The following is a 25,542-nucleotide window of genomic DNA, read 5'->3' as shown; positions in this document are numbered from 1 at the left end:
AACGTCATCTATTTAGGCATCAAATATTTAATTGAAGCTGCATTACTTTTGACGATGTAGGAGGATATAAGAATGGAAAAATTACAGCGACAATTGACCAAAATACGAAATTTATTAGATGTTACATTCTTCAGAGTCGTGTTATTCCTTATTTTGGGCTTTGTTTTGTACCTCGTCATGTTTAGTAATGTTAAGCCTGAAAAATTGAATTTAAATCTATTTTCTGTGTCCACAGAAGCAATCAGATCACCAGTTACTGTCTCTGATCGGGAAAGTACGGAAAGAAAAAGAGAGGTAGCAGAAGAGCAAGTAGCCGATGTTTATGTTGTCAAAAAGGAAATAAATGAAAATCGAGTTGACCTCATTACGTCTATTTTTGATTCATCTATTGCTGTCAACAAGGAGATTGAAGCTTCAGAAGCTGAAGCAGCAACAAGTAATGAGGAATCAGATGATGGAGCAGCAGAAGGGGCTACAGCTAACGAAACACCCCCTGAGCCTATATCTACACAAGAAAAAATAGGGATGCTAAAAGAACGCCTATCAGAAGATGTAGCAAACGATGTTTCCGATTCTACATTTACAGCCCTTGTCTCAGCATCGTCAAATGAACTTTCCATTGCCAAAGACTTAACAGTTACGGCCATTAATAATGTCATGAAGAATAAAATTCCTGCTGATGAAGTGGAGAATTCTAAAAAAAGAGTGGAAGATGAGTTACGATACGCCAACTTAGAAAATAGCTTAAAAAACGCCGTCATTGAACTTGGGCGATATGCTGTCATGCAAAATGAGTTTTTTGATTTGGAAGCGACTCAAGAACTTAGGCAACAAGCACGAGAAAGTGTAGAACCGGTAAAAATTCTACAGGGGCAAATTCTTGTTGAAGAAAACCAGTTGATAAACCAGGAAATTTACCGCCAATTAGAGCTTGTCGGTTTATTGGATAATGAGAATTCTTGGTTGCCGTTTATCGGGTTAGGTTTATTCATCATGATATTGTTATCTGCCTTATATTATTATTTCTATGAATTAAAGCTTAAAGGGGAAACGAGACAAAATTATCTCCTTTTGTTTAGCATTATCTTTATTTTATCGATTGTGCTGTTAAAGGGAATCAGTTTTATTCAGATTGAGTATTCAGAAGTTGGCTATGTATTTCCTGTTGCAATGGGTGCGATGCTGATCAAAATATTGATTGATGAGCGCCTTGCTCTGCTTTGGACCGTGTCCATTGCCCTTTGTGCAACGATTATTTTCAATGAGGGAGTCACATCTGCTTTAAATTTTCACATTGGGATTTATCTATTATGTAGCGGGATTGCGGGTATTTTATTTTTAAGTAAGCAAAATCAAAGAGCGAAAATTTTACAAGCTGGGTTGTTCATCTCAGCGATTAATTTGATGGTTATATTTGCGCTCGTATTTATGCAAAATGCCCATTATAATGCACTAGAATATACTTTCTATTTCACGGCAGCGTTTATTTCGGGAATTACATCAGCGGTATTAACAATCGGATTATTGCCATTTTTTGAGGCTGGTTTTGGGATCTTATCGACGATGCGCTTAATCGAATTGTCAAACCCAAATCACCCATTGCTGAGGAAAATTTTGACGGAGGCACCAGGAACTTACCATCATAGTGTCATGGTGGCAAATTTATCTGAGTCGGCATGCGAAGCGATAGGGGCAAATGGACTTTTAGCAAGAGTAGGCTGTTACTATCATGATATTGGAAAAACGAATCGGCCACAGTTTTTTATTGAAAATCAGATGAATATTGAGAATCCGCATGATCGCTTACCGCCGCAAACGAGTAAGAATATCATTATTGCTCATGCTACTGATGGGGCAGAAATTTTGCGTAAATATAAGTTGCCAAAAGAAATTGTCGATATTGCCGAACAACATCATGGTACAACTTGTTTGAAATTCTTCTACCATAAGGCGAAGGAAAATGGCTTGGATATCGAAGAAAAGGATTATCGCTATCCTGGTCCGAAAGCTCAGACGAAGGAAACGGCGATTATCGGGATTGCTGATAGCGTTGAAGCTGCAGTGCGTTCCATGTCTAGTCCAAATCCTGAACAAATTGAGGGCCTGGTTCGAAATATCATTGCTGATCGTTTGCAGGACGGACAGTTAAATGAATGTGATTTGACTTTAAAAGAATTAGAAATAGTGGCCAATACATTATGCGAAACATTGAAAGGGATTTTCCATTCGCGGATTGAATATCCAGAAATGACAAAACAGAAGGTGAAGCAAGCATGAGTTTGAATATTGATTTTTTAGATGAAACGAATGAGGTTGGAGAAGAGCTGATTAGTCAGCTTGAAAAATTGCTCGATTTCACAGCAAAAAAAGAAGAGGTTGAGGCAGGAAGCGAACTTTCGGTCACATTTGTAACCAATGACAGAATTCAAGAAATTAATCGGGAGTATCGCGGCAAAGACTATCCGACCGATGTCATTTCCTTTGCTTTAGAAGAAATGGGAGAAGGGGAAATCGAGGTAAGTGGCAGTGATATTCCACGAGTGTTAGGAGATATTATCATCTCCATTAAGAAAGCTCATGAGCAAGCAGAGGAATACGGTCATAGCTTCGAACGAGAAATTGGATTTTTAGCTGTACATGGCTTACTCCATTTACTTGGATACGATCATGAAAATGAAAAAGACGAGAAAATAATGTTTGATCGTCAAAGGGTCATTTTAGATGAGTACGGACTACAAAGGTAAACGGCCCTTTAAATCGAATAATGTATTTCAATCCTTTCACTATGCGTTCGATGGTATCAAGCACACACTATTGACGGAAAGAAACATCAGGATCCATCTGTCTATTTCGATAGTAGTCATTGCTGCCGGGTTGATCTTAAAGATCACTTCTTTTGAGTGGATGTTTATCTTATTTGCTATTGGGGGAGTCATCGCACTAGAACTCATTAATACGGCGATAGAAAGATTAGTCGACCTTGCCACAAGCGAGCATCACCCACTAGCTAAACAAGCAAAGGACATCGCAGCAGGAGCAGTCTTAGTCTATGCTTTACTATCTGTTATCATCGGATTGATGATATTTTTACCGAAACTAATGGAGTTATCAAGCCTGTAAACAAAGCTATTTGTCTACAGGCTTTTTTACTGTCTAAGAATGTACAAATTCCCTTGCTTTAATGTTCCTATAAACAGGATTGGTATGAGAATATAACAGGAGAAATTCCGCTTAATGAGCAAGCATCATGAAAAAGCGCCAAAATAACAGGAGAAATTCCTGCAATTCAATCAAAAAATACCAAAATAAACGATTTTGCTCTCCATAAGCGGAAAATCTTCCGTTATTTCCCCTAAAAGGAGTCCATTGAGAATATAACAGGAGAAATTCCGCTTAAGGGTGAGAGCTGTTTGGAGCGAATGAGACAAACCGAAGCTTCCTATTACTAAAAAGATCCAGATTCAACAATTAAATGGATTAAACTATGTTAAAATTAAATCAATTGAGAAGCAGTATAAGGGAGGGACCTCATATGGGCTTAGCTTCGGAAATTGGTCGCATTTTACTGCCTTTTGTACTAGTGTGTGGGATTGCAATATTTGTAGTTATGAGAATGAAACATAAATATACAAAAGGCACCTTGGGCAAGAAAAAATCAATTAGCGCTCAACAATTATTAGATAGTTTCATACCACTTGGAATGATCATTGGTGGTGCTTTAGGTGTATTAAGTAGCTTATATTTGCCAATTCCTTTATTACCTACAATCAGCATGGGAGCTGGAATAGGCTTGCTTTTTGGATATTTTGCTTATGAAATTTACAGCAAAAAAGAAGAAAGAATTAGTAAATAGCGAAAAAACGTCGGAGCAAAAGTCAGCAATTAACCCTTCATGGATCTTCAAGTACTATAATAACGACACAAAAAAAGCCATTCATTTTTTGCATCTTGCTGCAGAAACCGATAAAATAGCATCACATATATTTTACCCATAAGGTCAAGTTTTTGGAAAATTCTAATTCTTTTATTACATTTTTGCAACAATTAATGAAATCTGACGCAGAATACGGTAAAATATAGGAAGTAGCAGTCTTCGTTATGAAAGGAAGTAATTATTGGTGAATCAAGAAGAACTAATCGAACAAGCAAAAATAGCAATGGAAAAAGCATATGTTCCATATTCGAAATTCAAAGTGGGAGCGGCCCTCCTTACTGCAGATGGAAAGGTATACCATGGATGCAATATTGAAAATGCCGCATATAGCATGACGAATTGTGCAGAAAGAACCGCATTGTTTAAAGCTGTTTCTGAAGGGGTGAAAAATTTCACTGTCCTTGCTGTAGTGGCGGATACAGACCGACCTGTGCCTCCATGCGGTGCTTGTCGACAAGTAATAGCTGAATTGTGCCCAAAAGACATGAAAGTAGTTTTAACGAACTTAAAAGGGGATATTAAAGAACTAACGATAGAAGAATTATTGCCTGGAGCATTTACACCGGAGGATTTGAATGACTAACTTAGAAAACAAACAGCATAAATCAGGTTTTATTTCCATTATTGGACGTCCCAATGTAGGAAAATCAACTTTTTTAAATCGTGTGATTGGGCAAAAAATAGCCATTATGAGCGATAAACCGCAAACTACAAGAAATAAGGTTCAAGGTGTGCTAACAACGAATGACTCCCAGCTCATTTTTATTGATACACCAGGAATTCATAAACCAAAGCATAAGCTTGGTGACTTCATGATGAAAGTAGCGCAGAATACACTTAAGGAAGTGGATATTGTTTTATTTATGGTCAATGCCGAAGAAGGTTACGGCCGTGGAGAAGAATTTATCCTTGAGAAATTTAAAAGTGTGAAGACTCCTATTTTCCTGGTCATTAATAAAATTGATAAGATTCACCCAGATCAATTATTAAAGTTAATTGAATCTTATAAAGAGAAGCACCCATTTGCTGAAGTAATTCCGATTTCAGCTTTGGAAGGAAATAATGTTGAGACTTTACTTGAGCAAATTAAAAAGTATTTACCTGAAGGTCCACAATTTTACCCAGCTGATCAAGTCACTGATCATCCGGAACGATTTATTGTTTCAGAGCTAATTAGAGAGAAAGCGCTCCATTTGACACGGGAAGAAATTCCTCATTCATTAGCGGTTGTTATAGAAAAAATGGAACGTCGAGATGACAAAGATGTCGTGCATGTGATGGCACAAGTGATTGTCGAAAGAGATTCACAAAAAGGGATCATCATCGGGAAGCAAGGAAGCATGTTAAAAGAAATCGGTAAAAGGGCACGCATTGATATTGAAAATCTGTTAGGTTCAAAGGTTTTTCTAGAATTATGGGTGAAAGTCCAAAAGGATTGGCGTAATAAAATGACACAGTTACGAGACTTCGGTTTTCGTGAAGATGAGTATTAAGGCCACCCCTTTTTAAATTATTATTCAAGCCTTCAGAATATGCCTACTTTGGATGAATTACCTGTCCATCGTATATTAAATTATGGGTCTTTTGCTCCCTATTCGTTGGTCGTATTAACAATATTTACGTAACATGAAATTGAGATGTCAGGGCTATGATAAGGTTAAGGATTTGGGATAGAAAATTGCTAGTCGAAAAATTGAAAGGTGGGGTTTTTGATGTTGGATTTTACCTGGAGGATATTCTCAGAGACAGGTAATATTGACACGTATCTTCTCTACAAGGAATTGGAGAAAGAAAATCAAGAAATACCCGAAAATCAGAGCAACGAGCTAGCAGAGAAGTTTCCATATCTCTAGTTTTGTCCTGCTAAAGGATGGATGGTGATGATCGATGCTACAAAAGTGTGAGGGCATCGTCATTCGAACGAGTCATTATGGTGAAGCAAATAAGGTAGTCACTTTATATACCCGTGAATGGGGAAAGGTTGGCGTGATGGCCGGAGGGGCGAAAAAACCTAGTAGCCGGCTTGCGGCAGTCACACAACCTTTTACATATGGATATTTTTTAGTAAAAAAAGGTTCAGGTCTAGGAAATCTCCAGCAAGGGGATATTATATCCTCGATGAGAGGGATAAAGGAAGATATATTTCTTACAGCCTATGCGAGCTACATTATTGATCTAACTGACAAAGCTACAGATGAGAAAAAACCAAATCCTTTTCTGTTTGAACTTCTTTATCAAACACTAAACTATATGAACGAGGGAATCGACCCTGAGATTTTGATGAACATTTATGAAATGAAAATTCTTAATATGCTTGGTTTGTATCCCGTACTTAATCAATGTTCTGTTTGTGGGAATACAGAAGGTGAATTCTCCTTCTCGATTCGAGAAGGAGGCTTTATTTGTCATCAATGTCTGGAGAAGGATCCGTACCATTATAAGATTTCAAAGGCGACGGTACAACTTCTTCGGTTATTTTATTTTATTGATATATCAAGACTGGGCAATATTTCGGTTAAAGAAGAAACGAAAAAAGAATTAAAAACGATTATTTCAGCGTATTATGATGAATACTCTGGTTTAAATTTAAAGACGAAAAGATTTTTGAAGCAGATGGATCAAATAAAAGGGTTAAAGTAAGGAATAAACCTTGACTTTATTGACAAAGTTTTTATTTTTCGTTATTATAATTTAAATTACATGCGCGAAGAAGGAAAAGAGTACTTAACATTCCTCTATGAAAGCGATCCTAGGATGGTGTGAGCTAGGAAATAGAGCGTTAAGGAAGGGCGTTCTGGAGCGTTCGTTTGAAAGTGGCTGTCAAACTTGGCAGCAAATAGGGTGGAACCGCGGGTAAACTCTCGTCCCTATGCTTAATTAAAGCATAGGGAACGGGAGTTTTTTTGTTTCTATATGCTTGGAAAAAAAGAAGGGAAGATACAGATGAATATTCAAAACATGATTTTAACACTGCAAAAGCACTGGTCAAATCAAGGTTGTATCTTAATGCAAGCTTATGATGTGGAGAAAGGTGCAGGGACGATGAGTCCTTATACATTTTTACGCGCAATCGGTCCAGAGCCTTGGAATGTGGCTTATGTCGAACCATCTCGCCGTCCAGCAGATGGCCGTTACGGAGAAAATCCAAATCGTCTTTATCAGCATCATCAATTTCAGGTGATTATGAAGCCTTCACCAGACAATATTCAAGAGCTTTATTTAGACTCTTTAAAAGCATTAGGAATTAATCCGTTAGAGCATGATATTCGTTTCGTAGAGGACAACTGGGAAAATCCATCTCTAGGCTGTGCAGGCTTAGGTTGGGAAGTATGGCTAAATGGTATGGAAATCACTCAATTCACCTATTTCCAACAGGTGGGCGGCCTAGAATGTAAGCCAGTTTCTGTGGAAATTACGTACGGGATTGAACGCTTAGCTTCTTACATTCAAGAAAAGGAAAACGTTTTTGATCTTGAATGGACTGAAGGTTTTACAGTGAGAGATATTTTCCTGCAGCCAGAGTTTGAACATTCTAAGTACACGTTTGAAACGTCTGATACGGAAATGCTCTTCAATTTATTTAATATTTATGAAAAAGAAGCGCATCGTCAAATGGACGAAGGACTTGTTCATCCAGCCTATGACTATGTCTTGAAATGTTCTCATACTTTCAATCTTTTAGATGCAAAAGGGGCAATCTCTGTCACTGAACGAACTGGATATATTGGCCGTTGCCGTAATTTAGCCAGAAAAATTGCGAAAACATTTTATGAAGAAAGGGAAAAGCTAGGTTTCCCAATTTTAAAGGGCAAGGAGGACATCGGTCATGAGTAAGGATTTGTTAATTGAGATCGGCCTAGAAGAAATGCCAGCACGGTTTGTCACAAGCTCAATCGAGCAATTTACATCAAGAATTCAAAAATGGTTTTTAGATAAAAAGATTGATATAGGCGATATTGAGTCCTATTCAACACCTCGCCGCTTGGCAGTGATCGTTAAAGAAGTCTCTGAGTCCCAGCAAGATATTCAGGAAGAAGCAAAAGGGCCAGCGAAAAAAATCGCCTTAGATGAGAATGGCAATTGGTCGAAGGCGGCAATCGGTTTTAGCCGAGGACAAGGAATGAGTGTTGATGATATTTATTTTAAAGAAATCGGCGGAGTTGAATATGCTCATGTAGAAAAATTTATCAAAGGGGAAGAAACGAGATCACTTCTCCCTGAACTGAAACAAATCATCACGGGCTTAAGTTTTCCGAAAAATATGCGTTGGGCAAATGAGGAAATGAAATATATAAGACCAATTAAATGGCTTGTAGCCATGTTTGGTCAAGAAGTTATTCCATTTTCGATTACGAATGTGGAAACAAGTAATTGGACGAGAGGACATCGCTTTCTTGGAGAACAGGTTGACATTCCTTCACCAGAGGGTTATGTTGTCACACTCCTTGGACAATATGTTGTGGCCAATAGCGAGGAAAGAAAAGCTGCGATCGTCTCACAATTGAAAAAGATCGAAGAAGAAAATAATTGGGTGATTCCGATTGATGAAGAGTTATTAGAAGAGGTTAATAATTTAGTGGAATATCCAACGGCTCTCTTCGGACGCTTTGAAGAAGAGTATCTTGAGTTACCAGAGGAAGTCCTCATCACATCGATGAAGGAGCATCAACGTTACTTCCCAGTTAAATCGAAGGATGGAAAGCTACTTCCTTTCTTTGTAACGGTTCGCAATGGAGATCATCAGCATCTTGAGACTGTGGCAAAGGGGAATGAGAAAGTATTAAGAGCACGTCTAGCAGATGCGGCCTTCTTCTATAAAGAAGATCAGAAACTTGAAATAGGTAAGGCTTTGGAAAAGTTTCAAACAATTGTTTACCACGAAGAAATTGGTACATTGGCTGAAAAAGTAGAGCGAGTGAAGCAATTAGCCCAAAAGCTAACTGTGGAGCTAGACTTTTCAAACGAAGAGAAAGTGACTACAAATCGTGCCGCAGAGATAAGTAAATTTGATCTCGTTACCAACATGGTGTATGAATTTCCTGAACTACAAGGCTTCATGGGTGAAAAATATGCCATTCAAAAGGGCGAGTCGGTGGAAGTGGCAAAAGCAATCAATGAGCATTATATGCCTAGAAATGCAGAGGATGACACAGCAAGTTCAAATCCTGGAGCAGCGCTAGCAATAGTTGAGAAGCTCGATACAATCGTATCTACCTTTGCTATCGGTTTGATTCCAAGTGGTTCACAAGACCCTTATGCATTAAGAAGACAAGCTGCAGGAATCGTGCAAACACTCGTGAATAAAAATTGGGATATTAAACTAGAAAAACTCATCCTTTTCAGTGTTGAGTTGATTGAAGAAGCTCAATTTTCAAAGTTAAGTAGAGCAGAATTAGAGAAAGAGCTTATTACTTTCTTTAAGTTAAGATTAAAGTATCTTCTTCAAGAACGAGGCATTCGCTATGATGTTATAGATGCTGTTCTTTCAGAGCAGATTGGAAGTGTATCCGCTCTAGTTCAAAAAGCGGTAACGCTAAATGGTCATAAAGAGGATGAAGGCTTTAAAGAAACGATGGAAGCGTTAAGCAGGGTCATCAATATTGCCCGCAAAGCTGATGAGATTGTAGAAATTCAACCTTCATTATTTGAAAACAAGGAAGAAAATAATCTCTATAAAGCATTCGTCGATGTGGAGCAAGCGTTAGTAGCGGATGTGACGGAGGAAGAGTATTACCAAATGCTCGTGTCATTAAAAACACCAATCAATGAGTACTTTGATCACACAATGGTGATGGTTGAGGATGTAAACGTAAGAAATAATCGTTTAAGCTTATTAGTGAAATTGGCAAATGTTATTAAAGGCTTTGCTGATGTAACGGAAATTATGGTGAAATAAAGCTTTTCGTAACTGTTCAATTTGAAAATTGTCTACTGTAAGAGCCTGTTCCATTTGAATGGGCTCTTACTTAATGTAAGGTTCCTTTCCTAAGTGATGTCACATTGAACGAAGGGAAATTAAAAAACGAACATTTCTGGCATAATTCATTCAAGCACACCTGAAATTCTATTATTTTATTTTGTTTAGAGTTATATTCGTTCGCCTTTTTCCTTGAGAAGCAATAATATGAAATTGATTCTCCTATATAGGATTAAAACTTTCAGTCCAGCAATCAGTAGTATATAATATTATTTATTAAGTATGGCATTATTCACGCAGTTGTTAGGTGGTGAGTACAATAGAGCTCAACAAGCGGCAAGAACGAATCTTAGAAATCGTCAAGGATAACGGTCCGATCACAGGAGAGCAAATCGCTGAACGGTTAAACTTAACGCGTGCTACTCTGCGTCCTGATTTGGCTATTTTAACGATGGCAGGGTATTTAGATGCTAGACCAAGGGTCGGCTATTTTTATACAGGAAAATCAGGTGTTCAACTACTAACTGAAAACCTTAAAAAGCTGTATGTGAAGGACTATCAATCTATCCCAGTCGTTGTTAATGAAAATATAGCGGTGTATGATGCAATCGTAACGATGTTTCTAGAGGATGTGGGGACACTATTCGTTGTAGACGGGCAAAACCTTTTAGTTGGTGTTCTTTCGCGAAAAGATTTGCTCCGTGCAAGTATTGGTAAACAGGAATTAACGACTCTCCCAGTTAATATCATTATGACAAGGATGCCTAATATTACGATGTGTGAGAAGGAAGATTTGTTAATTGATGTAGCAAGTAAGTTAATCGATAAACAAATTGATGCCTTACCTGTCGTCAAAGAAACGGATAAAGGCTTTGAAGTCATTGGTCGAGTCACAAAAACCAATTTAACAAAAGCGTTAGTTGCACTGGCTAAAAATGAATAGCGCCTATAATGAGGTACAAATACTCTATAGCGGACAAAGTACAATATAGTTGCAGAGGGGATGGTTATTGAAATGGGAAAAATTCCAATCATCTATGTAGTATCTGACTCTGTTGGGGAAACGGCAGAGCTTGTAACGAAGGCGGCAGTGAGCCAATTTAATGGAAGCAATGCCACCATTAAACGCTTCCCATATGTAGAAGACATTGAGGATATAGATGAAGTGATTTCTCTTGTGAAAATGGACAAGGGTATGATTGCTTATACGTTAGTAAAACCAGATATTCGTGAATATATGAAAGAAGCGAGCATTAGAGAACGAATTTATGCGTGTGATATTATTGGGCCATTGATTGATGAAATCCAAGCAGCGAGCGGTATCAAACCACTATTTGAACCAGGACTAGTGAGAAAGCTTGATGAAGATTATTTCAAAAAGGTAGAAGCAATTGAGTTTGCTGTAAAATATGATGATGGACGAGACCCAAGAGGGATCCTAAAGGCGGATATTGTCTTAGTCGGAGTATCTAGGACATCGAAAACCCCGCTTTCACAATATTTAGCTCATAAAAGATTAAAGGTTGCAAATGTTCCATTAGTACCTGAAGTGGATCCACCCGAGGAGCTTTTTCAAACTTCACCAGAAAAATGTTTTGGTTTGAAGATTGGTTCGGAAAAACTAAATAGTATTAGACGAGAAAGATTAATTTCCCTCGGATTAAATGATCAAGCGAGCTATGCAAACTTATCTAGAATTAACGAGGAACTAGAATACTTTGAGAAAATTATTTCTAGAATCGGTTGTCAGACGATTGATGTGACAAACAAAGCTGTAGAAGAAACAGCAAACATTATTTTAAATCAATATTATAAAGGAAAAATATCTCAATAATGTGAATGACTAGTACGACATGTGCTAGTTTTCTTTTTTTGTAAGAAAAAATGATGGAAAAATACTATTGTTTATACTATAATAAAAAATTGTGATAAAAATGTTTATTATAGGTTTAGACTTACTTATGAACGAATAAACTAATTATGAATAGAAGTCAAGTTCAGAAGCAAAAGAAAATTCGACAAATCGAAGTTTCAAAACTTATTCCTTTTTTAAGCAGGAATATGTGGAGTGATGTAGAATTTATAGTACATTAGGAAAACCAAAGGTTATTGTGGATGCTGATTCATGTCCAGTGAAAGCGGAAATTGTCGAAATTGCTCAGAATTTTGATGTGAATGTTTCCTTTGTTGCATCCTATAATCATGTAACAAACGACACTTTAGGTGGAACTTGGCATTATGTTGATTCAGATAAAGAGGCTGCAGACTTGTTTATTATGAATCATGTTGATGCTGGGGATATTGCTGTTACACAGGATATCGGCTTAGCCTCAACCCTATTATCGAAGAGAGTGACAGTCCTTAGTCCTCGGGGAAGCTTATATGAAGAAAAAGACATCGATTCTGCATTACATATGAGATATTTATCTGCTAAAGCCCGCAGGCAAGGGAAATACGGAAAAGGTCCGAAACCATTTACGATCGAGGATCGAATCCACTTTAGAAAAAATTTCACAAATTTATTGTCGAAAATTAAAGGGGATCTTTGATTTTTGCCGAATATCTCTTCAATAAGCTTATTATGAACATTTTCTTTAACATGCAAGGGGTCTTACGAAATAACAATATATGGAGTTGTTTTCAATGCAGGTGCGAATTCCTGAAGAAAAAATAAATGAAATTCGCCAAGCCGTTGATATAGTCGATCTGATTAGCGACTATGTGCAACTAAAAAAACAAGGGCGTAACTATATGGGTCTATGCCCATTCCATGGTGAAAATACGCCATCCTTCTCCGTTTCACCAGATAAGCAAATTTATCATTGCTTTGGATGTGGAGCAGGAGGAAATGTTTTCTCGTTTATTATGGAGCTTGACAGTCTCTCTTTTCCAGAAGCGGCGATCAAGTTGGCTGAAAAAGCGAATGTTGAGCTGGACATTTCGCCAACACAAGCTACTTCAACGGAGACATCTTTTTCAAAAGAATTAAAACAAATGATTGAAGCCCACGAATTAATACGTAAATTCTATCATCATTTATTGGTAAACACAAAAGATGGTCAGCATGCGCTAGAATATCTGCTGAACCGAGGATTTACAAAAGAATCAATTGAAAAATTCCAAATCGGTTATTCTTTAAACTCATGGGAATTTGTTTATAAATTTTTGACGAAGAGGAATTTTGAACCTGCGATATTAGAAAAATCAGGTCTCATTATTAAACGAGAAAATGACGGAACCTATTTTGACCGATTCCGCGATCGAATTATGTTCCCTATTTTTGACCAAAAAGGAAATACGATTGCTTTTTCTGGGAGATCTCTGGGGTCAGATGAACCTAAATATTTGAATAGTCCCGAAACAGCAATCTTTAATAAAAGTAAAATTTTATATAACTTTCATTTAGCAAGACCGACAATTCGCAAATTACAGCAAGTTATTCTTTTTGAAGGGTTTGCTGATTGTATTGCAGCTGATCGGGCAGGCGTTGAGAATGGGGTCGCCACAATGGGGACATCATTGACCAATGACCATGTTGCCTTAATTAGGAGGAATAGCGAATCCGTTACGATTTGTTATGACTCTGACAAAGCAGGAATAGGCGCTGCATACCGAGCAGCTAACATGCTGGTTGAAGCTGGTTCTCAAGTAAGAGTTGCTATGATGCCAGATGGCCTAGATCCGGATGATTATATAAAAAAATACGGGGAAGCTAAATTCAATAAAGAAATCATCGGTTCAAGCATGACATTCATGTCTTTTAAACTTTTATACTTTAGAAGAGGAAAAGATCTTCAAAACGAAGGAGATCGCTTGCAGTATATCGAAGAAGTATTAAGGGAGATTAGTCAGCTTGATAAGGCTGTCGAACGAGACCATTACTTAAGACAGATTTCAAATGAATTTTCACTTTCGTTAGATGCTTTAAAAGAACAGCAGAAGCAACTATATTTTAACAATAAAAGAAATAATCAAGGCCAATCATTTTCAGAGCAGAAACAAATATTTATACCGAATAGGCAGATTGAACCATTAAAACCAGCTTTTCACAATGCGGAAAGAAGATTAATTTACCACATGATGAGAGATCCTAATATTGCTTATAAAGTACAGGATAAGCTTTTAGGCCATTCTTTTAATATTGATGAACATCAAGCGATTATTACTTATTTATATGGATATTATGAAAAAGGGATGGAGCCAAATCCCAGTCAATTTATGAATTATTTGACAGATGATAAGCTAAGGCGAACGATCGCTCATATTGAAATGATGTCTGTCAATGAGGAATTAAGTGAACAAGAATTAAACGATTATATTAATCAGGTGTTGAAACATCAAAAGATGTTAAAGATAAAGGAAAAAGAAAAAGAGCGTCAACAATTAGAGACAGAATCTGATTTTTCTGGAGCGGCTAGAATTGCCATGGAAATCATTCAGTTAAGGAAGTCTCTATGATGAACATTGGTTTCAAATGAAGGTTATGTGGAAAAAACAGATAACCTATTGATGATAAATAAAATGAACGATTTCAATCGTTTTCGTGATTTGAAGAAGGAGGGGTACATATGGCTGAAAAGTCGGCCCGTTCAAAAGAGGTTGATTCAGATTTGACCCTAGAACAAGTAAAAGAACAATTAACAGAAGTAGGAAAGAAAACAGGTGTTCTCGCCTATGATCATATTGCAGAAAAGCTATCCAGTTTCGAATTAGATTCGGATTCAATGGATGAATTCTACGCGTTTTTAGAAGAACATGGTGTTGAACTCGTAGATGAAAATGATGATAGTGATCCAAATGTGCAAGAACTTACAAAAGGTGAAGAAGAATTCGATTTAAATGACCTCAGTGTTCCTCCTGGAGTAAAGATTAATGATCCAGTTCGCATGTATTTAAAAGAAATTGGTCGCGTTGACTTACTTTCAGCAGAAGAAGAAATAAACTTAGCTGAAAGAATCGAAGATGGCGATGAAGAAGCGAAACGCCGTTTAGCTGAAGCAAACCTTCGTCTCGTTGTTAGTATCGCTAAGCGTTATGTTGGACGTGGAATGCTGTTCCTTGATTTAATTCAAGAGGGAAATATGGGATTAATTAAGGCCGTTGAAAAATTCGACTATCGCAAAGGCTTTAAGTTCAGCACGTATGCAACTTGGTGGATTCGCCAAGCGATTACTCGTGCGATTGCAGACCAAGCGAGAACGATTCGTATTCCGGTTCATATGGTGGAAACAATCAATAAATTAATCCGTGTTCAACGTCAGCTTCTACAGGATTTAGGTCGTGAACCGTCACCTGAAGAAATTGCCGAAGATATGGATTTAACACCTGATAAAGTACGTGAAATCTTAAAAATTGCTCAAGAACCTGTTTCCCTTGAAACTCCAATTGGTGAAGAGGATGATTCACATTTAGGAGATTTCATCGAAGATCAAGATGCAACATCTCCTTCAGAGCATGCAGCCTATGAGCTTTTAAAAGAGCAGCTTGAAGATGTTCTCGATACGTTAACCGATAGAGAAGAAAATGTATTGCGACTTCGTTTTGGGCTTGATGATGGTCGTACACGCACACTTGAAGAAGTCGGTAAGGTCTTTGGTGTTACACGTGAGCGAATTAGACAGATTGAAGCAAAGGCACTTCGTAAGCTGAGACATCCAAGCAGAAGCAAAAGACTTAAGGACTTTTTAGAATAGAATAAAAAATGATTGCTTGAAAATAGTTTACTTCTTACAATTGAAGTAAGCTATTTTTTTTATGGATAATAGTGCTTTTAAACAAAGGATGCGAAATTATGGATGAAAAACGAAAAACGATTATTATTAACGAAATTGTAACCTGGAAGGAAAATCGAATGCTTCCAGAACATTATTGTGATTACCTGTTAGCGTTGTATACGGAAGGAAACTCTCCTGAATCGGAACCTAGTAAATTAAAAGGAACGAAGAAAAAATTTCAGAAATCAACCATTCTTCCGCTTCTGTTAATTCCAATATATGTTTTTTTCTTTTATTTTACAGAATTATCTTTCGATTTGCAAATGGGCCTTGGAGTAGTTTTGATTATCATCGCTATGCTAACGACATATTATTTTTTCAGAAAAGGGATTCAATATCAAATTGCCCTTATTATATCAGGACTTATTTTACTGCTGACGAGTACCGAAGTGGCCTCTCACTATATGGGTGAAAATATTTTTATTCTCTATTTCATTTTAGCTGTAAATTGTCTGTTATGGATTGTGACTGGGAAGAAGCTAAAGCTCTTATACTTTATGATTTCTGGTTATCTTGGCCTTGGAGTTCTTACCTTATCCATTTTTATCCAATTTTTATCGTCTAACTAAAATTTTTTTGAAATATAGAGATAATTCTAAAAATAACCTCATACTATCATTGTAAGCGATTCCACTGATAGGTCAAGGGGGGATTTATATGAATTTTGATCTCACAACTGAGCAGGAGATGATCCGCCGTACGATTAAGGAGTTTGCAAATGAGGTTGTAGCGCCAGGAGCAAATGAACGAGATAGAAAAAAAGAATTTCCGAGTGATATTTTTAAAAAGCTCGCTGAAATGGGCATGATGGGTCTTCCTTTTCCCGAAGAATATGGAGGAGGTGGGGCGGATTCAATCAGCTTTGCGATTGTAACTGAAGAATTGAGTCGGGCATGTGCTTCAACAGGGATCACTTATTCTGCCCATATTTCTTTAGGAGGGGCACCTCTTGCCTTATTTGGTACAAAGGAGCAAAAGGAAAAATACTTAGTTCCAATCTGTCAAGGCCATTCGCTCGGAGCGTTTGGGTTAACCGAGCCTAACGCTGGATCGGATGCAGGAGGTACTGAAACAACGGCAAGGGAAGAGAACGGGTATTACGTCATTAATGGGAGCAAATGTTTTATTACGAATGCAAGCTATGCCAAGCATCTTGCGTTAACCGCTGTAACTAGTGTCGACAATGGGAAAAAAGAAATCAGCGCAATTATTGTGCCAACAAATATTAAAGGGTTTTCGATCACTAGTTCTTATGAAAAAATGGGCTTACATGCCTCAAATACGACTGAGCTTGTTTTAGAAAATGTTCAGGTACCGACTGAAAATCTTTTGGGGAAAAAAGGCGATGGATTTAAACAATTTCTCATTACATTAGATGGAGGAAGAATTGGAATTGGGGCAATGGCTGTGGGTATAGCTCAAGCTGCTTATGAAAAGGCGCTTGTGTACGCAAAAACTAGGCAGCAATTTGGAACGGCGATCTCAAAGTTCCAAGTAATTCAGTTTAAATTAGCTGATATGGCTATGAAAATTGAGTTAGCTCGCAATATGGTTTATAAGGCAGCGTGGTTAAAAGATGCTGGTCGCAGCTTTACGAAGGAGGCAGCGATGTGCAAGCTATATGCTTCGGAAATCTGTACAGAGGTAGCCAATCAGGCTGTCCAAATTCACGGTGGCTATGGCTATATGAAAGAATATGAGGTCGAACGTTATGTAAGAGATGGAAAGCTGACAGAAATTGGCGAAGGAACATCCGAAATTCAAAGGATGGTGATTGCTCGTCAAATCGGCTGCTAAGTTTTTGGGAATATAAAATGGAAATCAAACAAATAATAACCATTGAAAACTTCACGATCTTGAGTGGAGTTTTTGACATTTTTATGAACTTACTGTGACAAACTTTACTTTAGGTCTTTTCCTTCTTTCGATTTTCGAGTAAAATAAAGATTGTTTGTAATTATATCTTGTCTTTTTCATAATGGCGTACATACTGTTGTTTTCTCATTGTGAAATAGACTCAATTATTTGACTGGTTGTTCTTACATAAGGGAGGTAAACGCAATGAATCGGAATCCAATTATTCCATTTGTTCTAATTATGGTCATTGGGGTAGGTCTCATGTTCTTAATGTCATTTAAAGGTGTCGGAGACATGAAAGAAATCGCAGCGGAAGAAGAAAATGGTGGTGCAGAAACAGAAGATTTAGCTTCTGCGACTCCAGAAGAGCTTTACCAGCAAAGTGGCTGTGTAAGTTGCCATGGTGGAAACTATGAAGGTGGAATGGGTCCAGCTTTAACTGGTGTTGGTGACCATCTATCTCAAGAAGAAATCCAAGATATCTTAATTAATGGTAAGGGTGCAATGCCGCCTAATTTAGTTCAAGGTAGAGAAGCTGAAATGGCTGAATGGTTAGCAGGATTAAAATAAAATAATGTTAAAAGGTCCTTTGCATATGTAAAGGACTTTTTCTATACTGATAAAATGGAGAATAAACTCTATAGTCTTGATGAAGTGGTGAAGGAATGAATATTGATAAACTATCAGAACGCCTACAAACGGTGGCCAAATACATCCCTGCAGGAAGTCGTATCGCCGACATTGGTTCAGATCATGCATACTTACCCTGTCATGTCGTGAAGAAGGGACAAGTAAGCTATGCGATTGCTGGGGAGGTTGTAGAAGGTCCCTTTCAATCAGCAAAAAAACAAGTGGCAACAGAAGGTCTTAAAGATCGTATTGATGTACGGAAAGGAAATGGGTTAGAGGTCATTTCTAGCGGTGAAGTCGATTGTATTACCATTGCTGGGATGGGGGGAGCTTTGATTGCGAGCATCCTCGATGAGGGTGTCAAAAAGCTGGAAAAGGTAAAGAGACTCATTTTGCAGCCGAATTTAAGTGCAAAGTCGATTAGACAATGGTTAGTAGACCATGGCTGGGAGCTTATTGAAGAAGAAATTTTAGAAGAAGATGGGAAAATTTATGAAGTTCTCGTTGCTGAAAAAGGAGAGCCTCTGAAGCCGTACAATAATTTGGATAGACAAGCTTTATTATTAATGGGCCCCTTTTTAGTCCAACAAAAAACGGAGCCTTTTATGAAAAAATGGGCGGGCGAAGTTGCGAATTGGAAAAGTATTTTAGCTAAACTTGAAGAAGCAGCAAAAAGCGAAGATAACCAAAAGAAAAAAGCGGAGCTAGTAGAAAAAATTTTAATGGTAGAGGAGGTTCTAAAGTCTTGAAAAATGCCAATGGCTATGAAGTGATCCAATTATTTGAGCAATTTTCTCCTAAGGCTTACGCAATGGAGGGAGATAAGATCGGCTTACAAATTGGACGTCTTAATAAACCAGTTCGTAAAGTTTTAGTGGCTTTAGATGTGCTAGAGGAAGTGGTGGATGAAGCAATTGCTGAAAATGTCGAGCTTATTATTGCTCATCACCCGATTATTTTTCGTCCATTACAAAAGATTTCGACAGAACAAACCTCTGGAAGAATCATTGAGAAATTAATCAAGCATGATATTGCCGTCTATGCAGCCCATACGAATTTAGATGTCGCAACAGGTGGCGTAAATGATTTATTAGCAGAAGCGTTAGGACTTACAAACACAGAGGTTCTTGTGCCGACCTTTGAAGTAAAACTGAAGAAATTAGTCGTTTTCGTTCCAGAAGAAAATGCGGAAGAACTAAGAAAAGCATTAGGAAATGCCGGAGCAGGAGCCATTGGAAATTACAGTCATTGTACATTTTCGGCTAGTGGTACAGGACAATTTCTCCCTGGTGAAGATACGAACCCTCATATCGGTTCCCATGGTAAGCTTGAAAGTGTGAATGAGTCTCGAGTAGAAACAATTTATCCTGCCCATATGGAGAAGAAGATTCTCTCAGCTATGTTTAAGAGCCATCCATACGAAGAAGTTGCCTATGATATTTACAGTTTAGACAATTCAGGAGAGTCATTAGGACTGGGGAGAATTGGGTATGTAAATGAAATGTCATTAGAGGAATTCGCCGAACATGTTAAAAAGGCATTAGGAGTAACAGGCGTTCGTGTGGTTGGGAATTTGAAAGAGAGAATTAAGAAGGTTGCTGTCCTTGGCGGTGACGGAAATAAGTATTTTCGCTCTGCAAAGTTTAAAGGGGCAGAAGTTTACGTAACAGGGGATATGTATTACCATGTGGCCCATGATGCGATGATGGAAGGGTTGAATATTATCGATCCCGGCCATCATATTGAACAAATTATGAAAAAGGGTGTCGCTGACATTCTCGCAAAGATGTGTCAAGATAAGGGTTTGAACGTTTCGTTTATCGCTTCAAAACCAAATACAGACCCCTTCCAATTCATATAAAAAAAAACCGGGCAATTGCCCGGTTATACTTTTTTAACTTTAGGTAAAATTTTATTTAAAGGTACTTTTTTCTCGACCTTCCAAGTCGATTCATCTTGTGGATTGAATTGCTCGATAAATGAAATGACTTCTTTCGTAATCGGCGTTGGAGTAGAAGCGCCTGAAGTGACTGCGACTGTCTCTGCGTCTTTAATCCATTCGATCTTCAGCTCGCTTAAATCACCGATTCGATAAGCCTTTGTCCCAGCAATTTCCTCTGAAACTTGTGCTAGACGATTGGAGTTATTACTCTTTGGATCGCCCACTACAATCGTTACATCAGCAGAACCAGCTGTTTGTGCCACAGCTTCTTGTCTCACTTGAGTGGCATTACAAATTTCGTTATGAAACTCAGCACGAGGGAATTTTTCCTTCAAAAGCTCCATAATATGACCAACATCCCACTGGCTCATCGTCGTCTGATTTGTGACGATAAGCTTATCATGATTCAGCTGAAGATGATTTACATCTTCTTCCGTCTCTACTAGGTGAACAATGCCAGGGGCAACGCCAAGCGCTCCTTCAGGCTCTGGATGGCCCTTTTTGCCAATGTAGATGACGTGGAACCCTTCTGCCTCTTTTTCTCTTATCAGGTCATGAGTTCTCGTAACATCTGGGCAAGTAGCATCAATGGTCACAAGTCCTTTTTCCTTTGCCAATGTACGAACCTCAGGAGAGATTCCATGGGCTGTAAAAATGACCGTCCCTTTGTCCACTTTTTCGAGTATTTCTTTTCGATTGCTTCCGTCTAATGTAATAATGCCTTCTTCTTCAAAAGCATCTGTTACATGCTTATTATGAACAATCATCCCAAGGATGTAGATGGGCCGAGGCAATGTTTTATCTAAAGCGGCATTTCTTGCAATCACCATGGCATCAACAACACCATAGCAGTAGCCGCGTGGAGAAATCTTAATAACTTTCATTTAATAACCCCCTAAAAGCGAAGATTGCTCTTAATCTATTAGACAATTTCTCAGTAAGTAAGAAAGTAATAGAATATAGTGCAATAAACACAAAAAAATGATTTCATGATGGATCATAACTCTTCTCCCACGAACTCATTATAAAGGATTTCAACGAAAACCTCAATTTGAGGAAGTTGGAAAAAGAATAGCAAGAGTAGAAAAGTGCTTTTAATGTTTTTGGCATAATCATGCATGATGAGTCCTTATGTGACATCCTTTTCTCTTCCCTCATGATAAAAAGGCATTGAGATTCAAATCTCGATGCCTTTTGTCGACCTGAACGAATGCTCATGAAAGCATTCATTACCAAATCTTCTTTTTTAAATATATAACTTGGGAGCTGATGCCCCTTTTTTAGAAGAATTTTTTCTTTGACTTGCTTTTTCATTTTCACCAGTAGGTGCTGCTTTTTTCTTTTTACTTTGTGTCTTCTTTTTTTGAACTTCTTCTTTGGGGGAGTCTTCCTCAGATTCCGAGGGGAGATCCCTAAAGCCTTTATAGAGCTTCCATAATGAAGGTAGATTCTTGACCATTGGACCATATTGCTGAACCATCGGACCAATCTGTTGTGCCGTGCTTAACATTTTCTCCGTATTCGCCAAAAATCCATTTAATGCATTTGGATCGGTTAGTGTTTTTAACAAACCACCACCACCGCCTCGACTGGTTGCTTGCCCTGCGGCTGAGGATGTAGGAAAAGAAAAAGGATTTGAAGCTCCCCTTTGGTTCCCGCGATTTCCGAGTAGCTTTGCTAAAAGTCCACCACCACCGCCTCCACGTTGTGGGCGTGGTGGTCTAAACCCAGCCCTGTTCATGGAAGGTCCTCCTCTTGGCATCATCGAACCTCTCGGTGGGTTTCCAGGTGGGGGAAAAGGAGACCTCATTCTAGGTTGCATTACTTTTCCTCCTTTCATTCTGTCGTTCTCTAGACATCTACATAGATTCTCTCCTATTAAGGTATGCACATGATCAGGATTCGTTAAGTACTTTTGCGAAAATAGAGTTGAATTTGATCGAGATAAATGAAACAAAATATGCTTAATTGGCGCTAATGAGAAATCTTTATTATAATGATTAGATGATGTCCAAAAAGGACGAACATGATGAAGGAGTAGAAGGATGACTGAATCGAAATTTAACATATATGGTTTTCAACCATTTGTGATGGAAGCTTTACAGAAAATAGGGTTTAATGAACCAACGGAAATTCAACAAAGGCTGATCCCCATTGTCCAAAAGGGAGAAAGTGCGATTGGACAGTCGCAAACAGGGACAGGAAAAACTCACTCATATATTTTGCCGATCATTGATAAGATAGAGCCAGCAAAAAAAGAAGTACAAGCAGTTATTACAGCCCCAACAAGAGAACTCGCCAGTCAAATTTATCAAGAAATTTTAAAAATAACAGAGTACAGTGAAAAAGAGATATCAACACGTCTATTTATTGGTGGTACGGATAAGCAAAGAACGATTGAAAAGCTTAAAACGCAGCCTCATATTGTCGTTGGTACGCCAGGAAGAATGAACGACTTAGCTAAGGATCAAGCCCTTTACATCCATAAATCGACAACACTTGTGGTCGATGAAGCAGATTTAATGCTTGATATGGGCTTTATTGAAGATATTGACCAAATAGCTGCAAGAATGCCGGAACAACTCCAAATGCTTGTGTTCTCGGCAACGATACCAGAAAAGCTAAAACCTTTTTTGAAAAAATATTTAGAAAACCCACAGTATGTTCATATTGAACCAAAGCAACTAACAGCAGAAAAAATTGCCCATTATTTATTGCCGTCCCGTCACCGTAGTAAAAAAGAAATTGTCTATGATGTTCTAACAGCCTATAATCCATACTTGGCGATAGTGTTTACGAATACGAAAAAGATGGCTGATGAAGTGGCGAATGCATTAGCGTATAAGGGCTTAAAAGTTGGACGAGTTCATGGCGATCTTAGTCCTAGAGAACGTAAGAAAATGATGAAGCAAATTAAGGATTTAGAATTTCAATACATTGTTGCAACCGATTTGGCTGCAAGAGGAATTGATATAGAAGGGGTTAGTCATGTGATTAATTATGAACTCCCTTCTGATTTAGATTTTTATGTCCATCGAGTCGGACGAACAGCTCGTGCCGGTTATTCAGGAGTGGCTCTTACGATTTATAGTTCATCAGATGAGGATGCACTTAATCGTTTGGAAAATCTTGGCATTCAATTTAAAAATGTTGACTTGAGGGATGGCGAGATTGTTGAAATAAGCGATCGAAATAAAAGAAAGAAACGACAAAGACAACAAGATGAAATTGATGTGATGGCAAAATCGATTGTCAAAAAGCCTAAAAAGGTTAAGCCAGGCTATAAGAAAAAGATGCAGTCTGAAGTCGATAAAATTAAAAAGCGTCAAAATCGCTTAAAAAGAAAATAAGAAAATGATGTAAGGGAGAGATCAGAATGTTGAAAATTGGATCACATGTATCAATGAGTGGGAAGAACATGCTTTTATCAGCTAGTGAGGAAGCTGTTTCTTACGGTGCTAACACATTTATGATTTATACCGGGGCTCCGCAAAACACGAGACGTAAGAAGATTGAAGACTTGAATATTGAGGCAGGCCATGCACATATGAAGGAGAATGGCATTGATGAAATCGTCGTCCATGCTCCCTATATTATCAATATAGGCAACACGACGAATCCTGATACTTTTGATTTAGGAGTACGGTTTTTAAGAAGTGAAATTGAGCGTACGGAAGCGATTGGGGCAAAGCAAATTGTGCTCCACCCAGGTGCTCATGTAGGCGCTGGGGCCGAAGCCGGAATTCAGAAGATCATCGAGGGTTTAAATGAAGTGTTAACGGGCGAGGAGTCGTTGCAAATTGCATTAGAAACAATGGCAGGTAAAGGATCAGAGTGTGGGAGAACATTCGAAGAACTCGCCATGATTATTGACGGGGTAACCCATAATGATCGTCTTTCTGTCTGCTTTGATACTTGTCATACCCATGATGCAGGCTACAATATTGTCGAGGATTTTGATGGTGTTTTAAATCAATTCGATAAAATTGTTGGAATGGAGCGTTTAAAAGTTCTTCACATTAATGATAGTAAAAACGAATGTGGAGCAAGTAAAGATAGACATGAAAACATTGGTTTTGGACATATAGGCTTTAAGGCGTTAAATCATATTGTTCATCATCCTCAACTTATGGATGTTCCAAAAATCCTTGAAACACCTTATGTTGGTGAAGACAAAAATAATAAAAAGGCACCGTACAAGCATGAGATTGCTATGCTTCGTACGAAAGAATTTAATGAAAGCTTGCTAGAAAACATTATGGCTGAGTAAAAGGAAATCCACTCATACCCTGAGTGGATTTCGATATTTTACCTAGTAAAACTAACAAATATACGATTGATTTCATTGGCTTTGTCAGGGCCTACTATTTTCGCAATTTCACTAATGACTTTTGTTCTTTCATCGTCATTAAAAATATTGACATTTCTTCCTCTTAAATGAGCGGCTATTTTGTTTGCTTGCTCATTGGTAATACTAACTTGAAATTGTTTACCATATTTAAGTAATTCTTTTCCTGTAATGGAATTGATTTTATGATTAATGATTTTCTGGAAAATTTTCACATGTCCCACGCCCCTTCAAATTTATTTTATGAGCATGGTTATCCAGTTGTGACAGACAGCATAAAGCTTTACATAAAGGGTTACATCCTGTATACTACTAAATCGTAATGATTCTAATTTAATTTGAAAAAACTAGGTGATATGATGAATGCCGAGCAACCAATTATCGAAATTGATCATTTGTCTTTTCATTATGAAAAGGAAAATGTTTTAGAAAATATTGAACTAACGATTCCTATGGGAGCTTTCTTAGCCGTTGTGGGTCCGAATGGATCAGGGAAGTCAACCTTATTAAAGTTGATTCTTGGTCTCCTAAAGTTACAACAAGGGCATATTCGCCTTTTTGGGGAAGAGATTCATCGTTTTAAGGATTGGCACCAAATCGGATTTGTTTCTCAAAAAGCAAATTCATTTAATACAGGATTTCCTGCTACTGTATATGAGGTCGTAAGCAGTGGGTTAACAAAGAAAGTCGGCCTTTTTAAATTTTTGCGGGCAGAAGAACATCGGAAGATTAAAGAGGCCATTGAATCAGTTGGATTAATTGAGTATATGAACAGGAATATTGGCCAGCTTTCAGGAGGGCAACAGCAGAGAGTGTTTATAGCAAGAGCATTGGTAAGTGAGCCAAAGTTGTTGATTCTCGATGAACCTACCGTTGGGGTAGACGCACAGAATGTTCAATCTTTTTATGAGATGCTTGCGCATTTAAATAAGGAGCGTGGAATTACACTTCTTTTAGTTACCCATGATATCGGGACGATTTCTGATAAAGTATCACATGTAGCATGTTTAAATAAATATTTGCATTTCCACGGGAAAACAGAGGAATTTGAACAGCTACAACTCAATGATATGTCACAGATTTATGGTCATGATGTTCATTTGCTTTCTCACGAACATCATCATCATGAAGGAGTTTAAA

General features: G+C 37.9%; 26 protein-coding genes and 1 other annotated feature. Of the genes, 23 read left to right on the top strand and 3 right to left on the bottom strand.

Annotation, left to right across the window (positions count from 1 at the left end; genetic code table 11):
- Positions 1-72: 72 nt before the first annotated feature.
- The 20 genes from BMSHG_RS11265 (at position 73) to BMSHG_RS11170 (ending at position 19,973) form a co-directional block, all read left to right on the top strand.
- On the top strand, positions 73-2,277 hold the full coding sequence (locus tag BMSHG_RS11265; protein ID WP_019154556.1) for an HD family phosphohydrolase: 2,205 nt from the start codon (positions 73-75) through the stop codon (positions 2,275-2,277).
- Positions 2,274-2,744: an rRNA maturation RNase YbeY gene (gene ybeY, locus BMSHG_RS11260; protein ID WP_019154555.1), complete on the top strand. Its 471-nt coding sequence runs from the start codon at positions 2,274-2,276 to the stop codon at positions 2,742-2,744. The genes BMSHG_RS11265 and ybeY overlap by 4 nt, the downstream gene beginning before the upstream one ends.
- Complete coding sequence (locus tag BMSHG_RS11255) at positions 2,722-3,120, top strand: diacylglycerol kinase family protein (RefSeq protein ID WP_019154554.1); 399 nt, start codon at positions 2,722-2,724, stop codon at positions 3,118-3,120. Before ybeY ends, BMSHG_RS11255 begins: the two co-directional genes overlap by 23 nt.
- Positions 3,121-3,532: 412 nt before the next feature.
- Positions 3,533-3,853 (top strand): hypothetical protein, encoded by a 321-nt coding sequence (locus BMSHG_RS11250; RefSeq protein WP_019154553.1) that lies wholly within the window; start codon positions 3,533-3,535, stop codon positions 3,851-3,853.
- A 265-nt stretch (positions 3,854-4,118) separates the two neighbouring features.
- Complete coding sequence (locus tag BMSHG_RS11245; protein ID WP_026073422.1) at positions 4,119-4,517, top strand: cytidine deaminase; 399 nt, start codon at positions 4,119-4,121, stop codon at positions 4,515-4,517.
- A complete protein-coding gene (gene era / locus BMSHG_RS11240) occupies positions 4,510-5,427 on the top strand; it encodes a GTPase Era (protein ID WP_019154551.1) in 918 nt (305 codons plus the stop codon). The genes BMSHG_RS11245 and era overlap by 8 nt, the downstream gene beginning before the upstream one ends.
- Positions 5,428-5,646: 219 nt before the next feature.
- Positions 5,647-5,787 carry a YqzL family protein gene (locus BMSHG_RS27545; RefSeq protein WP_019154550.1) on the top strand — a complete coding sequence of 47 codons (141 nt, stop codon included), beginning with the start codon at positions 5,647-5,649 and terminating at the stop codon, positions 5,785-5,787.
- A gap of 34 nt (positions 5,788-5,821) precedes the next feature.
- Complete coding sequence (gene recO, locus BMSHG_RS11230) at positions 5,822-6,574, top strand: DNA repair protein RecO (RefSeq protein ID WP_019154549.1); 753 nt, start codon at positions 5,822-5,824, stop codon at positions 6,572-6,574.
- A gap of 58 nt (positions 6,575-6,632) precedes the next feature.
- Positions 6,633-6,806, top strand: a binding site (T-box leader).
- A 71-nt stretch (positions 6,807-6,877) separates the two neighbouring features.
- Positions 6,878-7,768 (top strand): glycine--tRNA ligase subunit alpha, encoded by an 891-nt coding sequence (glyQ, locus tag BMSHG_RS11225; RefSeq protein WP_026073421.1) that lies wholly within the window; start codon positions 6,878-6,880, stop codon positions 7,766-7,768.
- Complete coding sequence (gene glyS, locus BMSHG_RS11220) at positions 7,761-9,830, top strand: glycine--tRNA ligase subunit beta (protein ID WP_019154547.1); 2,070 nt, start codon at positions 7,761-7,763, stop codon at positions 9,828-9,830. Before glyQ ends, glyS begins: the two co-directional genes overlap by 8 nt.
- Before the next feature lie 328 nt (positions 9,831-10,158).
- On the top strand, positions 10,159-10,794 hold the full coding sequence (locus tag BMSHG_RS11215) for a helix-turn-helix transcriptional regulator (RefSeq protein WP_019154546.1): 636 nt from the start codon (positions 10,159-10,161) through the stop codon (positions 10,792-10,794).
- 72 nt (positions 10,795-10,866) lie between these two features.
- Positions 10,867-11,685 (top strand): pyruvate, water dikinase regulatory protein, encoded by an 819-nt coding sequence (locus BMSHG_RS11210; protein WP_019154545.1) that lies wholly within the window; start codon positions 10,867-10,869, stop codon positions 11,683-11,685.
- 277 nt (positions 11,686-11,962) lie between these two features.
- Positions 11,963-12,400 carry a YaiI/YqxD family protein gene (locus BMSHG_RS11205; protein WP_019154544.1) on the top strand — a complete coding sequence of 146 codons (438 nt, stop codon included), beginning with the start codon at positions 11,963-11,965 and terminating at the stop codon, positions 12,398-12,400.
- Positions 12,401-12,494: 94 nt separating this feature from the next.
- Positions 12,495-14,309 carry a DNA primase gene (gene dnaG / locus BMSHG_RS11200; RefSeq protein ID WP_019154543.1) on the top strand — a complete coding sequence of 605 codons (1,815 nt, stop codon included), beginning with the start codon at positions 12,495-12,497 and terminating at the stop codon, positions 14,307-14,309.
- 110 nt (positions 14,310-14,419) lie between these two features.
- Positions 14,420-15,544, top strand: coding sequence for an RNA polymerase sigma factor RpoD (gene rpoD / locus BMSHG_RS11195; protein ID WP_019154542.1), 1,125 nt, complete (start codon positions 14,420-14,422; stop codon positions 15,542-15,544).
- Positions 15,545-15,642: 98 nt separating this feature from the next.
- Entirely contained in the window at positions 15,643-16,194 is a 552-nt protein-coding gene (locus tag BMSHG_RS11190; RefSeq protein WP_019154541.1) for a hypothetical protein, read from the top strand.
- An 88-nt stretch (positions 16,195-16,282) separates the two neighbouring features.
- Positions 16,283-17,422: an acyl-CoA dehydrogenase family protein gene (locus tag BMSHG_RS11185; RefSeq protein WP_019154540.1), complete on the top strand. Its 1,140-nt coding sequence runs from the start codon at positions 16,283-16,285 to the stop codon at positions 17,420-17,422.
- Positions 17,423-17,686: 264 nt separating this feature from the next.
- The gene (cccA, locus tag BMSHG_RS11180) at positions 17,687-18,052 is read left to right on the top strand and encodes a cytochrome c550 (protein WP_019154539.1); all 366 of its coding nucleotides are present in this window, start codon (positions 17,687-17,689) and stop codon (positions 18,050-18,052) included.
- Between the two features lie 95 nt (positions 18,053-18,147).
- The gene (locus tag BMSHG_RS11175) at positions 18,148-18,861 is read left to right on the top strand and encodes a tRNA (adenine(22)-N(1))-methyltransferase (RefSeq protein WP_019154538.1); all 714 of its coding nucleotides are present in this window, start codon (positions 18,148-18,150) and stop codon (positions 18,859-18,861) included.
- A complete protein-coding gene (locus tag BMSHG_RS11170) occupies positions 18,858-19,973 on the top strand; it encodes a Nif3-like dinuclear metal center hexameric protein (protein WP_019154537.1) in 1,116 nt (371 codons plus the stop codon). The genes BMSHG_RS11175 and BMSHG_RS11170 overlap by 4 nt, the downstream gene beginning before the upstream one ends.
- A 23-nt stretch (positions 19,974-19,996) precedes the next feature.
- Here BMSHG_RS11170 and BMSHG_RS11165 read toward each other — a convergent pair whose 3' ends face one another.
- Entirely contained in the window at positions 19,997-20,938 is a 942-nt protein-coding gene (locus tag BMSHG_RS11165; protein WP_019154536.1) for a 4-hydroxy-3-methylbut-2-enyl diphosphate reductase, read from the bottom strand.
- Positions 20,939-21,300: 362 nt separating this feature from the next.
- Positions 21,301-21,795 carry a VrrA/YqfQ family protein gene (gene vrrA / locus BMSHG_RS28455; RefSeq protein ID WP_161601774.1) on the bottom strand — a complete coding sequence of 165 codons (495 nt, stop codon included), beginning with the start codon at positions 21,793-21,795 and terminating at the stop codon, positions 21,301-21,303.
- 304 nt (positions 21,796-22,099) lie between these two features.
- On the opposite strand from vrrA, the gene BMSHG_RS11155 reads away from it, so the two are divergent.
- Together BMSHG_RS11155 and BMSHG_RS11150 are read left to right on the top strand one after the other, a co-directional pair.
- Positions 22,100-23,404, top strand: coding sequence for a DEAD/DEAH box helicase (locus tag BMSHG_RS11155; RefSeq protein ID WP_019154534.1), 1,305 nt, complete (start codon positions 22,100-22,102; stop codon positions 23,402-23,404).
- A gap of 26 nt (positions 23,405-23,430) precedes the next feature.
- A complete protein-coding gene (locus tag BMSHG_RS11150; protein ID WP_019154533.1) occupies positions 23,431-24,324 on the top strand; it encodes a deoxyribonuclease IV in 894 nt (297 codons plus the stop codon).
- Between the two features lie 38 nt (positions 24,325-24,362).
- Here the strand turns inward: BMSHG_RS11150 and BMSHG_RS11145 are convergent, their stop codons facing one another.
- Complete coding sequence (locus BMSHG_RS11145) at positions 24,363-24,617, bottom strand: DUF2624 domain-containing protein (RefSeq protein ID WP_019154532.1); 255 nt, start codon at positions 24,615-24,617, stop codon at positions 24,363-24,365.
- A 144-nt stretch (positions 24,618-24,761) separates the two neighbouring features.
- Here BMSHG_RS11145 and BMSHG_RS11140 point away from each other — a divergent pair, with 144 nt between their 5' ends.
- Entirely contained in the window at positions 24,762-25,541 is a 780-nt protein-coding gene (locus tag BMSHG_RS11140) for a metal ABC transporter ATP-binding protein (protein ID WP_019154531.1), read from the top strand.
- Position 25,542 lies beyond the last annotated feature (1 nt).

This window comes from Robertmurraya massiliosenegalensis JC6 (assembly GCF_000311725.1).
GTDB lineage: Bacteria > Bacillota > Bacilli > Bacillales > Cytobacillaceae > Robertmurraya > Robertmurraya massiliosenegalensis.
Note: the sequence above shows the minus strand (reverse complement) of the source record. Positions and strands in the feature narration are given on the sequence as shown.